The 12,564-nt window shown below is 58.3% G+C and carries 10 protein-coding genes; 9 read left to right on the top strand and 1 reads right to left on the bottom strand.

Annotation, left to right across the window (positions count from 1 at the left end; translation table 11 throughout):
• Positions 1-6: 6 nt before the first annotated feature.
• The 5 genes from ACFO6X_RS12150 (at position 7) to ACFO6X_RS12130 (ending at position 5,199) form a co-directional block, all read left to right on the top strand.
• The gene (locus ACFO6X_RS12150; RefSeq protein ID WP_382433388.1) at positions 7-1,014 is read left to right on the top strand and encodes an FAD-binding oxidoreductase; all 1,008 of its coding nucleotides are present in this window, start codon (positions 7-9) and stop codon (positions 1,012-1,014) included.
• Between the two features lie 62 nt (positions 1,015-1,076).
• Positions 1,077-2,126 carry a branched-chain amino acid ABC transporter permease gene (locus tag ACFO6X_RS12145; RefSeq protein ID WP_382433386.1) on the top strand — a complete coding sequence of 350 codons (1,050 nt, stop codon included), beginning with the start codon at positions 1,077-1,079 and terminating at the stop codon, positions 2,124-2,126.
• A 52-nt stretch (positions 2,127-2,178) separates the two neighbouring features.
• Complete coding sequence (locus ACFO6X_RS12140; protein WP_382433384.1) at positions 2,179-3,984, top strand: branched-chain amino acid ABC transporter ATP-binding protein/permease; 1,806 nt, start codon at positions 2,179-2,181, stop codon at positions 3,982-3,984.
• Positions 3,981-4,730, top strand: coding sequence for an ABC transporter ATP-binding protein (locus ACFO6X_RS12135; RefSeq protein ID WP_382433382.1), 750 nt, complete (start codon positions 3,981-3,983; stop codon positions 4,728-4,730). The genes ACFO6X_RS12140 and ACFO6X_RS12135 overlap by 4 nt, the downstream gene beginning before the upstream one ends.
• A gap of 31 nt (positions 4,731-4,761) precedes the next feature.
• Entirely contained in the window at positions 4,762-5,199 is a 438-nt protein-coding gene (locus tag ACFO6X_RS12130) for a hotdog fold thioesterase (RefSeq protein WP_382433380.1), read from the top strand.
• A 13-nt stretch (positions 5,200-5,212) separates the two neighbouring features.
• On the opposite strand, the gene ACFO6X_RS12125 is transcribed toward ACFO6X_RS12130, so the two are convergent.
• Positions 5,213-6,901, bottom strand: coding sequence for an MFS transporter (locus ACFO6X_RS12125; RefSeq protein ID WP_382433378.1), 1,689 nt, complete (start codon positions 6,899-6,901; stop codon positions 5,213-5,215).
• Between the two features lie 462 nt (positions 6,902-7,363).
• On the opposite strand from ACFO6X_RS12125, the gene ACFO6X_RS12120 reads away from it, so the two are divergent.
• The 4 genes from ACFO6X_RS12120 (at position 7,364) to secF (ending at position 12,547) form a co-directional block, all read left to right on the top strand.
• Positions 7,364-9,157, top strand: a complete 1,794-nt coding sequence (locus ACFO6X_RS12120; RefSeq protein WP_382433376.1) for a DnaJ-like cysteine-rich domain-containing protein — start codon at positions 7,364-7,366, stop codon at positions 9,155-9,157.
• A gap of 124 nt (positions 9,158-9,281) precedes the next feature.
• Positions 9,282-9,617 (top strand): preprotein translocase subunit YajC, encoded by a 336-nt coding sequence (yajC, locus tag ACFO6X_RS12115; RefSeq protein WP_382433374.1) that lies wholly within the window; start codon positions 9,282-9,284, stop codon positions 9,615-9,617.
• Positions 9,618-9,694: 77 nt separating this feature from the next.
• On the top strand, positions 9,695-11,581 hold the full coding sequence (secD, locus tag ACFO6X_RS12110) for a protein translocase subunit SecD (protein ID WP_382433373.1): 1,887 nt from the start codon (positions 9,695-9,697) through the stop codon (positions 11,579-11,581).
• A gap of 12 nt (positions 11,582-11,593) precedes the next feature.
• Positions 11,594-12,547: a protein translocase subunit SecF gene (gene secF / locus ACFO6X_RS12105; protein WP_382433371.1), complete on the top strand. Its 954-nt coding sequence runs from the start codon at positions 11,594-11,596 to the stop codon at positions 12,545-12,547.
• Positions 12,548-12,564: the final 17 nt, after the last annotated feature.

The raw sequence follows: 12,564 nt of genomic DNA, 5'->3' as shown, positions 1-12,564 counted from the left end.
TCCACTATGTCTGAGACCTTTCAGATCCGGCTGGAGCCCCACGGCGGCAGCTTTGCTTGCGCACCCCATCAGACGGTGCTGGATGCAGCCATTGCCGCTGGTTATTGGTTGCCGCACAGCTGTCGTGCTGGCACTTGCAACAGTTGCCATTTGGCGCTGAATGCCGGTAGTGTGCGTCATGCCGAGCCAGTGCCTGCCGGAGCCGAGCCAGTGCCTGTGGGCCAATGTCGTACCTGTCAGGCCTTTCCTTTGATCGATCTGGTGCTGCAAGCACCCGATGTGCCCCGAGAGCCAGGCCAGCGGGTGGTCACGGTGGGGGCTCGGGTGCTGGAGGTGCAGCGCCCCTCTGCCGATGTGGCGATAGTGCAATTGCAGGTGCCAGCGGCCTCGGGCTTGCATTTTCAGGCAGGCCAGTACATCGACGTATTGCTCAAAGATGGTGCTCGGCGCAGCTACAGCTTAGCCAATGTGCCCAATGCCGAAGGCTTGCTGGAGCTGCATGTGCGCCGCATGGACGGCGGGCGCTTCTCGCCCCATGCCTACGACAAGCTCAAGCCCCGTGACCTGCTGCGTATCCAAGGGCCGTATGGCACTTTTGTGTTGCACGAGGGCACGGCCCCCATCGTACTGTTGGCTTCGGGCACGGGCTATGCGCCCATTGCTGCCTTGCTGCGCACCCACGGTGCCGCCATTGCCCAGCGCGGCGCGGTGCTGTACTGGGGGGGGCGGCGTTGGAGCGACTTGTATGCGGTGGAGTCCGTAGCCGCTTGGCAAGCGCAATTTCCTGGTGTGCAGCTGGTACCTGTGCTCTCAGAGGCCGCCGCCGATTGGCAGGGCCGCACGGGCCTAGTGCATGCCGCTGTGTTGCAAGACCTGCCCGACCTGTCGGGCCACGAGGTGTATGCCTGTGGCAACCCTCTGATGATCGACGCCGCCCGTGATGCCTTCACCACGCAGGCGGGGCTGCCCGCAACGCATTTCTACTGCGACGCCTTTGTCATCAACACGGCCTGACGCCCCCGCTGCCAAACCACCGTATCAGCCCGGTTTTGTGCCGGGCTGAACCAGGAGACAACATGGATTTAAGTATTGCCGCCATCTTGGCCCAAGATGGCATCACTAACGGCGCTGTTTATGCCTTGCTGGCCATGGCGCTGGTGTTGGTGTTTTCAGTGACACGGGTGATCTTTTTGCCACAAGGCGAATTTGTGGGTTTTGGTGCCCTGACTCTGGCTGCGTTGCAGACGGAGCAGTTTCCCCGTTTGGTCGGCCTGCTGCTGGCGATGGGGATCGCTACTTTTTTGATGGAGTGGGTGACCGCTCTGCGTGAGCGCCGTTACAAGCCCTTGTCGCCTCGGCTGCTGGGCTGGAGTGCGGCAGAAAACCTGCTCTACCCCTTGCTGGTGTGGGCACTGGCTTCGGCACTGCCTTGGCATACGCTGCCCATGGTGTTCCAGATTATGTTTGTGTTGGGCATCACCGTGCCATTGGGATTGATGATCTACCGCTTGGCTTACCAGCCGGTGGCTGAGGCTTCGGTGCTGGTGCTGTTGATTGTCTCGGTGGCAGTGCATTTTGCCTTGTTGAGTTTGGGCCTGTTGGTGTTTGGCCCCGAAGGCTCGCGCACCCTGCCCTTTACCGAGTGGAGCACCTCGGTCGGCGCCTTGCTCATCTCGGGTCAAAGTGCGTTGGTGATTTTGGTGTCGCTGTCCTTGATTGCGCTGCTCTATCTGTTCTTTGACCGTACCTTGCTGGGCAAGGCGCTGCGGGCCACGGCGGTCAACCGCAACGGGGCGCGGCTGGTGGGCATTGGCACCAACCAGGCTGGGCGTTTGGCCTTTGGCTTGTCGGCGGGGCTGGGTTCTTTGGCAGGTGTGTTGATTGGCCCCATGAACACTGTGCAATACGACACCGGCTTTGTCGTGGCCTTGAAGGGCTTTGTGGCCGCCATCATTGGTGGCTTGGCCAGTTACCCACTGGCCGCTGTGGGCGCAGTAATGGTTGGCTTGCTCGAGAGCTACTCCTCGTTCTGGGCCAGTGACTACAAGGAGGTGATTGTCTTCACCTTGATTCTGCCCGTGTTGGCTTGGCGCTCGTGGCGCTCGCCGCACAGCGATGAAGAGTGATGGTCATGCGGACTGTCTTGATGCCACCCCTCCAACTTTAAGCCCGATTCCCATGCGCCTGCTTGCCTCTCTCTCCACCAAAAAGCTGCAATGGCTTTTGTTTGCGTGGTTCTTTCTGTTTCCATTTCTGCCCGTGCCCAGCTTTTGGGTCACCTTGGGCAACTACATCGGTTTGTACTCGATTGCCGCTTTAGGCTTGGTGCTGCTCACCGGCGTGGGTGGCCTCACCTCCTTTGGCCAAGCCGCCTTTGTCGGCTTGGGTGCTTACACCACGGCCTACCTGTCCACCACTATGGGTTGGTCGCCTTGGCTGGGCCTGCCGATGGGCTTGCTGGTGTCTGGTGCCGCCGCTTTGGCCATTGGTGCCATGACAGTGCGCCTATCCGGTCACTATCTGCCGTTGGCGACCATTGCGTGGAGTTTGTCGCTGTATTACCTGTTTGGCACGCTCGAATTTTTGGGCAAGTACGACGGTATCTCGGGCATTCCGCCCCTGACGGTGTTTGGCATCGATCTGTCCAACCCGCGTGTCATGTACGGCCTGATTTGGTTCTGTTTGGGCGGCTGTGTTTGGCTGGTGCTGAACCTGCTCAATTCGCGTCCGGGCCGTGCCATCCATGCGCTGGCTAAGGGCAAGACCATGCCCGAGGCGATGGGCATCCACACGGCGCAATACAAGGTGCTGGTATTTGTCTTGGCGGCCCTGATGGCCAGCTTGTCGGGTTGGCTGTATGCCCATTTGCAGCGTTCGGTCAGTGCGACGCCGTTTGGCCTGAACATGGGCATTGAATACCTGTTCATGGCGGTGGTGGGTGGTGTCGGCCATGTCTGGGGCGCTATTTTGGGGGCGGGCTTGCTCACAGGCCTGAAAAGCCAGTTGCAAGACTGGCTGCCGCTGCTGCTGGGCAGCAATGGCAACTACGAAATGCTGTTCTTCGGCATCATGGTGATTTTGCTGTTGCACCACGCACGCTATGGCATTTGGCCCAACGTCACGGCGCTGTGGGCGCATGTGCATCCGCCCGAGCCAGAAGTGGTGGCCCCAGAGATTGCCCCGGAGGGCTACAGCGACATGCCCCGCCGCGCCAAGCCCACCCCCGGCAGCACCATTTTGGAAGTGAACGAGGCCCGCAAGCAGTTTGGTGGCTTGGTGGCCGTGAAAGACATGCAGTTTGACCTGCGTGCCGGTGAAATCGTTGGCTTGATTGGCCCCAACGGTGCGGGTAAATCCACCATGTTCAACTTGGTGACGGGTGTGCTGCCCGTCACCAGCGGCGAAATCCGTTTCTGTGGCGAGCGCATCGATACGCTGGATTCGCGCCGCATTGTGCAGCGTGGCATTGGCCGCAGCTTCCAGCATGTGCATTTGATTCCGCACCTGTCAGTGCTAGAGAACGTCGCCATGGGCACACACCTGCGCGGCCACATGGACCCCGTGCGTGCCGCTCTGCGCCTCGACCGGGCCGAAGAAGCCCGTCTGCTCTATTTGGCGGCTGAGCAAATCAAGCGCGTTGGCTTGGGTGAGTTTATGCACACCCCCGCAGGCAGCTTGGCCTTGGGGCAACAACGCATTTTGGAAATTGCCCGCGCCCTGTGTACCGACCCGGTGTTGCTGCTGTTGGACGAGCCTGCTGCCGGTTTGCGCCTGAAAGAAAAGCAAGCCCTGTCCGAGTTGCTCAAGCAGCTCAAGGCCGAAGGCATGTCGGTGCTGCTGGTAGAGCACGACATGGACTTTGTTATGGGCATTACCGACCGTCTGGTGGTGATGGAGTTTGGCAGCAAGATTGCCGAAGGCTTGCCCACCGAAATCCAAAACAACGAGGCCGTGCTGGCCGCCTACCTCGGAGGCATCGAATGAGCAAGGACAAACACCCCGTTGTGCTCAGTACCCACGGTCTGAGCGCCCGCTATGGCAAGGTCGAAGCCTTGCGCAATGCCAACATCCAAGTGCGTGCTGGGCAAATCGTGACCGTGATTGGCCCCAATGGTGCAGGCAAATCCACGCTGCTGAATTCCATCATGGGCGTGCTGCCCGCACCCGGTCATGCCGAAGGCCAAATCCAATACCAAGGCCGCGATGTCTCGCACGACAGCGTAGAGCAACGCTTGGGCCAGGGGCTGGCCTTGGTGCCCGAAAAGCGCGAGCTGTTCTCCACCATGACGGTAGAAGACAACTTGGTGCTAGGAGCCTACCGGCGGCGCAAACCGGGTTGGTCGTACCGTGACGGGCTAGAGGGCATCTACACCACCTTTCCGCGCCTGAAAGAGCGCCGCCTGCAATTGGCGGGCACCATGTCCGGCGGTGAGCGCCAAATGATCGCCTTGGGCCGTGCCTTGATGAGCGACCCCAAGGTGCTGATGCTCGATGAGCCATCACTGGGGCTGGCCCCGCGCGTGATGGCCGAGGTGTTCCAAGTGATTTCGCGCCTGCGCGAAACCGGCGTGGCTACGCTGCTGATCGAACAAAATTCCCGTGCTGCGCTACAGGTATCGGATTACGGCTATGTTCTGGAGGTAGGTGACATCACCCTAGAGGGCAAGGCTACAGACTTGGCCAAAAACCCTAAGGTGGTAGAAGCTTATCTTGGTGCCACCAAGCACTGAGCATTCCCCCCACTACCTGAAGGAGACATGAATGGCGATTTGGTTTTCTGGCGTGCCACTGGACACCATCAATGAAAAAGGCGTGCAATGTGCCAACGGCAATTTAGGCATTGAGCTGCTTGAGGCCGGTGACGACTACCTCAAAGGCCGTATGCCTGTGGATGCACGCACACGCCAGCCCGCCGGTGTATTGCACGGCGGCGCGTCGGTGTTGTTTGCTGAGACCTTGGCTTCGTGGGCTGCTGCCCATGTGGTCGATCCAGCCCAGTTCCACTGTGTAGGCCAAGAAATCAATGCCAACCATGTCCGCGCTGTTGCTGAGGGCTGGGTGTATGGCATTGCCAAGCCCGTTCATTTGGGCCGCAGCAGCCATGTCTGGGAAGTACGCATCTGCAACGAGCAAGACAAGCTCGTTTGCATCTCGCGTGTCACGATGGCCGTGTTGGCAGCACCTAACCGCTATTACTGAGCCACGGGCCGCCTCAACGTTCGACCAGGTAGCGCGCGATCACCGGGGGCGTTTCAGCCACATGAAACGCCAGCTTGCGCTCACGCAAGGCCACGTCTGAGGCTGTCACGCGGTCAAAGCGGCGCAGGTGTTCTGTCCAAGACTCGTCCACGATTTGCTCCACATAGCGTCGGGGGTCGGCAATGTCGTGCTGCAATTGCCATGACAGGGCGCCTTGGCGCAGTCGGCTGCGTTTGCTCTCTTGCATCAGAGCCAGAAAATCTACCGCCCGTGCGGGGTCAATCCAATACTCAATCGTGGTCAGCACCCGTCCGGCTTCTGGGGCAATAGCTGCTTGGGGGGGCTGCCAAGCTTGGGAGGGGCTCAGGTCTTCTTCGGCATGACGGTCTTGTGCCAGACGTTGCACCAACACCATAGCCAACACCCCAGTGCCTGCCGCCAGCAACATGCTGGTGTTCACAGAAGTCAGTGTGGCTACCTGCCCCCACAGTGCGGCACCCAATGCTGTGCTGCCCATGATTGCCATCTGAAAGATGGACATACCACGCGCACGTACCCAGTTGGGCAATGCCAATTGGGCCGATACGCTCAGCGAGTTGGCCGCTGTGATCCAAGCCATGCCACTGATCAGCATGGCGGGTACCGCCAACCACACCGAAGGAGCCACCGCCACCAACGCCATGCCCGCGGCTTGTACGGTAGTGCCCCCCATCACCAAGGTGTCGCGGGCAAAGGCTTGGCGCAGGCGTGGCAACCACAGGGCGGCACCAATGGCACCCGCTCCCATGCTGGCCAGCAATACGGTAAAGGTGCCTGCACCGCCGCCGTCTAGTCCTTTGGCAACCAAGGGCAACAGCGCCATCAGCGCCGTGCCATTGAGGAAAAACAATGAAATACGCCACAACACCGCTTGGAGCCGGGGCGACTGGCGCACAAACTGCAAACCCACCCGCATGGCACTGGGCAGACGCTCGCGCCCCAGTGGGCTGGGAACATGGGTGCGTTGCCAACGCATGATGACCAACCCGGCCAGCACCGACAACACTGCGTTGAGCACAAATACCCAGGCGCTGCCCAAACTGGCAATGATGGCCCCAGCCAGCAGTGGCCCGATGATTCGTGAGGCATTCATGGCTACGCCATTGAGTGCCAAGGCGGCGGGCAACTGTGCCCGGCTGACCAGCTCCGGCACAATGGCTGAAAACACCGGCCAGCGCATGGCCAGCCCGATCCCGTTGGCGAAAGTCAGGGCCAACAGCAGTGGTGCCGTCATGCCCTCAAGCAAAATCGCCGTGCACAACACCAGTGCCACACCCGCCACCCAAAACTGCGTCACTATGAAGTAGCGCCGCCGATCCAAAATATCGGCCAAGGCCCCGCTGGGCAGTCCCAGCAGAAAAACCGGCAATGTAGACGCCGACTGCACCAGTGCAACCAATACGGGCGAGGTCGTCAGGGTGGTCATGAGCCATGCAGTGGCTACATCATTCATCCACATGCAGGTATTGGCCACCACCCAAGTGAGCCACAGCATCCGAAACACCGGCAGGCTCAAAGGCGCCAGAGCTGCCAGCCGAGCGGGTGGTGCAGTGCTGGCACTGGGCGCGGCATCGCCATCGGGTGTGTTGTGAGAAGGCTTGGGCGGCGGCGCGGCTACTGGCACAGCAACCGTGCGATCAGGAGGGGGTGAAGCAGACGGCATCCGCCCTATTGTGCGCAAGTCCGCCCTAACGTGCAGAACATGTCCCCATGCCCCTGCACGCATCCGTCAAGCGTGCCCAGGGGCTTGCCACGGGCGGGTGTATGGGCCTGCTACAACGCTGTTGGGCCACAATGCAAACGGAAAGAATGGCAGACGCTGCATGGCAAAATAATACCTTGAGCACTGGTAGGACGCCTGCGGTGTTTGCGCTGTTCTTCCCCGCCCTGCAAGACGAGGTTTGGCGTGCTTTTTGCTCGGCAAAGTATCGGCCAAGGTGGTATGGCCATCGACGTGCAACGTTTGCGAGACAACACACAACCGCAATCTGAAAGCTGTGCGGAACATTTTCGCGGCGGTGCATGGCCGTTTGGCCGCAGGAATCGTTGCCTTTGAAGGCAGCGTAGATGTCCACTACGGGATCTTTGTGCTGCTTGAAACCCGTCAATTTTTGTCCTGCCTGCAATGAACAACCCTTCTGCGAATCCTGTTCCTCCTGAGTCCCAGTCCGCCAAGGCGCCCGTTGCTGGATCGGGGCCGCGTAGTGCCTTACTGCAACAGATTCAGAGAATGGTGGCCGAAAAAACCAGCTTCAAGGCCGCTGATGTGGTGCCCATACAGGAGAAGGTGTTTGACCAAGATTTCACCCTGAGTGCTTCTTTTGTTCTATACAAAAATATCAAGGTCACACCGGTCAACGGATATTTCAAGCCCCAATCCAAAGACCATCGCGCCCCTGCAGACGAGCTGGCCCAGACAGGCATGGTGGCGCTGATCGAAAAGCTCGAGGCCGATGCCGAAAAAAGGCTGGACGACAAAATCAAGAACAATCCTACCTTGCCTCTGGACTTGGAGGAGGGTATCTATCTGGGCACGAGCACCCGCTTCTGGAGTTTGCAGAAATGCCAAACCTGCAACAAGGAAGGTGAGGTAGTTTGCGACAGCTGTGGTGGCAACCGCGAATATGTCTGCCCCCAGTGCCACGGCAATCAGAAGCTTCCTTGTCGGGCACCCGGTTGCGACCAAGGTCGCACCATGTGCATGACTTGCCTAGGCAATGGCGAAGTGGTGCAGGAAAAAGATGTGCCCTACGAGTTCAGTGGGGGGGGCAAGGATGGTGGGCCACAAAAGGTCAAGTACCAAACGGTCAAGGAGATGATTCCTTGCCCCAATGCCGAGTGCGTGAAGGGCACAGTGCCCTGTTTGGCTTGCCGGGGCAATGCCTTTGTGCCTTGCGAGCGTTGTGCTGGTAAGGGGGCCTGCCCCTGCGAAAAATGCAAGAAAACCGGCAAGCTCAGTTGTCCGCAATGTGCAGGTTCGCATGAAACTGGGCTGATGTACGAGGGGTCGATTGACCTCAAAATACACCACCAAACCAAGCTGCCAGCACAGTCGTCTGAGTATGCCAAAAAGATTTTTGAGCTAGAAAAAGACCCGATAAAAATTGCCAATATCTCCTCTGCGGTGGTGCAACAAGAGTATGTTGGCTGGCGTGGGTTGGATAACCACCGCATGCTCCAAGTTGTCTATGGTGGGCATATAGATATTGAATCCATTGACATCGCCTGCAATGGAAAAAAATTCAAGGCGGTGGCTTATGGCAAAGAGCGTAAATGGCTCACGCAGGGCGGCATTGTAGAAAATTTGGTCGAGGCCGACTTTGAGGAGTTGCGCAAGGTGGGCAAACAAATTGATCACCACCAGCTTTTCTTGACCGATTACAAAACCCCACAAAAAGTCATACAGCGATTTGTGTCTATTGCCCACAACCGTGATGCGTTGCAAGCCATAGGCAGTGAGGTCTATAACTCTCCCCACGGTCAAGAATCACGCACCTTGATTATCAAATGTGCCCAACAGATGAAGTTCAATTACGCCCGGATGCATCTGGTGTGGGTTTGTTTAGCCATTTTTTGCACCATGATGGGCCTGTGGCTGGCCATTGGTAGTACGGGTTTCTGGGAGTTTTTGATCATTGGGGTGGCAGGCTACTGCCTGAGCTTGGTGCTCATCGTCAAGATGGATGGTGATGTAGACCAGCTTTATGCCCGGTCGTTGCCCTCCATGAAAAAATTCAATGTGTTTGATGCCACTGGCAAGCCTTTGCTGCGTGGTGGTGGCTGGGAGGTTTGGTCTGGCCACGGCACCCGGCTGGTGCCTAGCCGTTGGGTTTGGATGTTCTACTGGCTCCTGATGGCCTGCCTGTTTTACTGGTTCTGGATACGGCGCTTTTTGGGCTGGTTGTTTGGCTCCACCTGACAGCCTACAGAGTGTAGGGGCTGATGTCCTGCCGCATACAATCGCGCCTTTGTCCCCCCGATAGGCGTTCTGGTTGCGTCTGGGCCGGGCAGTCCTGTATTTTCTGGTTTCTCTGGGAGTTTCCGTGTTCATCTCTTCTGCTTTCGCCCAAACCGCTCCTGCCGCTGCTGCTGGCGGTGGCGACATCATGTCCACGCTGCAAAGCATGTTGCCGCTGGTGCTGATGTTTGTGGTGCTCTACTTCGTCATGATCCGCCCACAAATGAAGCGCCAAAAAGAGCATCGTGCGATGGTCGATGCCTTGGCCAAGGGTGACGAAGTGGTGATTGGTGGTGGTTTGTTGGGCAAGGTGTCCAAGCTGTCAGACCAGATCCTGCACATTGAAGTGGCCAATGGCGTTGAAATCCAAGTGCAGCGCATGGCCATCTCTCAGGTTCTGCCCAAGGGCTCCCTCAAGTAAAGCCTGGCTGGCTGTTGTTCTGTCAGCCTGGGCATCTGCGCGCGGGCTGAACCTATTGTCCTAGAGGTCCAAGCGCGATGAACCGTTACCCGGTCTGGAAGTACGCGATCCTGGTGGTCGCGCTGTTGGTGGGGGTGCTCTATACCCTGCCCAATTTCTTTGGTGAAGCACCTGCGGTGCAGGTGTCATCGGCCAAGGCCACTGTCAAGGTCGATGCCGCCGTGTTGGCGCGTGTGCAAGCCGCCTTGGATGCTGCCGATGTCAAACCCGATCTGTTGCGCTTAGAGGGCAGTTCGGTGCGGGCGCGTTTTGACACGCCCGACACCCAGCTCAAGGCCAAGGATCTCATACAAAAAGCCCTGGTGCCCGATCCAGCCGACCCGATGTACATCGTGGCGCTGAATTTGGTGTCGCGCTCTCCCGCTTGGCTGACCTCGCTGCATGCGGCCCCTATGTATTTGGGGCTGGACTTGCGTGGTGGCGTGCATTTCATGCTGCAAGTGGATATGCAGGCCGCCTTACTGAAAAAGGCCGAATCGTATGCGGGTGATATTCGTACGGCGTTGCGTGACAAGAGCATCCGCCACAGTGGCATCAGTCGCGACGGCCAGAGCATCAGCATCAAATTGCGTGATGAGGCTACGCAAACGGCAGCACGCAATCTGATTGCAGATCAGTTCCCAGATCTGCAAACCAGCCCTGCCGGCCAGAATGGCGAGTTCAACTTACAGGCCAGCATCAAGCCCGAGGCTCTGCGCCGTGTGCAGGAGCAGGCGCTCAAGCAAAACATCACCACCTTGCACAACCGCATCAATGAGCTGGGCGTGGCCGAGCCAGTGATTCAGCAGCAGGGCTTAGACCGCATCGTGGTGCAATTGCCAGGGGTGCAAGACACCGCCAAGGCCAAAGACATTTTGGGTCGCACGGCCACGCTAGAAGTGCGCATGGTCGATGAGAGCGCCGAGGCCCGCTCTGCCGAGTTGGGCACTGGCCCCGTGCCCTTTGGTGCCGAGCGTTACCTCGACCGCAACGCCCGCCCCGTGATTGTGAAAAAGCAGGTGGTGCTTACGGGTGAAAACCTGACCGATGCCCAACCCGGCTTTGATGGTCAGACACAAGAGCCTACGGTCAATTTGACGCTGGACGCCAAGGGCTCGCGCATTTTCAAAGATATCACCCGCGAAAATGTGGGCAAGCGCATGGCGATTGTGTTGTTTGAAAAGGGCAAGGGTGAAGTGGTTACGGCCCCCGTGATTCGTGCCGAGATTGGTGGTGGTCGGGTGCAAATCTCTGGCAGCATGACAACCGTAGAGGCCACCGACACGGCGCTGCTGCTGCGCGCTGGCTCATTGGCAGCCCCTATGGAAATCATCGAGGAATACACCATTGGCCCTAGCTTGGGGGCAGACAATATTGAGCGGGGCATCAACTCTGTGGTGTGGGGCATGGTGGCAATTGCCGTGTTCATGTGCCTGTACTACCTGTTGTTTGGTGTGTTCTCCACGCTGGCATTGGGTGTCAATGTGCTGATGTTGATTGCCATCTTGTCGATGTTGCAAGCCACCCTGACCCTGCCCGGCATTGCAGCGATGGCATTGGCGCTGGGGGTGGCCATTGACTCCAACGTGCTCATCAATGAGCGTATTCGTGAAGAGCTGCGCGAGGGCGTATCACCACAAATGGCTATCCATGCTGGTTATGAACGCGCTTGGGCCACCATTTTGGACTCCAACGTGACCACCCTGATCGCTGGCTTGGCGCTGTTGGCCTTTGGTTCTGGCCCCGTGCGTGGCTTTGCCGTGGTGCATTGCATTGGCATTTTGACCAGCATGTTCTCAGCAGTGTTTGTTTCGCGCGGCCTGGTCAACCTTTGGTACGGCGGTCGTAAAAAGCTCAAGAGCGTGTCTATCGGACAGGTATGGAAGCCCGAGGCAACAGGCACTACGGTGGCTCCCAGCAATTAAAGGACTGCGGTCATGGAATTTTTCCGTATCAGAAAAGATATCCCGTTCATGAAGCACGCGTTGGTGTTCAACGCGATCTCCTTCATCACCTTTGCGCTGGCAGTGTTCTTCCTGTTTTCACGCGGATTGCATCTGTCCGTGGAGTTTACCGGTGGCACGGTGATGGAGGTGGCCTATCAGCAAACGGCTGATATTGGAAAGGTGCGCGACACGGTAGCGCAACTGGGCTATGCCGACGTCACAGTGCAAAACTTTGGCACCTCGCGCGATGTCATGATCCGCCTGCCGGTGCAAAAGGGCGTGACCTCTGCCCAACAAAGTGAGCAGGTGTTGGCTGCCCTGAAGGTGGCCGATGCGGGTGTCACCCTGCGCCGCACCGAGTTTGTGGGGCCTCAGGTGGGCGAGGAGTTGGTGCATGGCGGCCTGATGGCGCTGGGCATGGTGGTGCTGGGCATCGTGATTTACCTGGCCTTCCGTTTTGAATGGAAGTTTGGCGTGGCCGCCATCATTGCCAACTTGCACGATGTGGTCATCATTTTGGGCTTTTTTGCCTTTTTCCAGTGGGAGTTCTCCCTCTCGGTGTTGGCCGGTGTGCTGGCGGTGTTGGGCTACTCGGTCAACGAGTCGGTGGTGATTTTTGACCGCATCCGCGAAGCCTTCCGCAAGTACCGCAAGATGACAACGCACGAGGTGATTGACCACGCTATCACCAGCACCATGAGCCGTACCATCATCACCCATGCCTCTACCGAGGCGATGGTGCTGTCGATGTTCTTTTTTGGTGGCCCCAGCCTGCACTACTTTGCACTGGCCCTGACCATTGGCATTTTGTTTGGCATTTATTCATCGGTGTTTGTGGCTGCGGCCATTGCCATGTGGCTGGGTGTCAAGCGCGAGGATTTGGTCAAGGCCAGCCCCAAGCCGGGCAGTGATCCCAATGATCCCAATGCTGGCGCTGCAGTGTGAGTGCAGCCCGGTTTTTC

Source organism: Giesbergeria sinuosa (assembly GCF_042652905.1).
In the GTDB taxonomy this organism is placed as follows: Bacteria; Pseudomonadota; Gammaproteobacteria; order Burkholderiales; family Burkholderiaceae_C; genus Simplicispira; species Simplicispira sinuosa.
The sequence above is the reverse complement of the archived record's forward strand: the minus strand, read 5'-3'. Positions and strand labels throughout refer to the sequence as shown.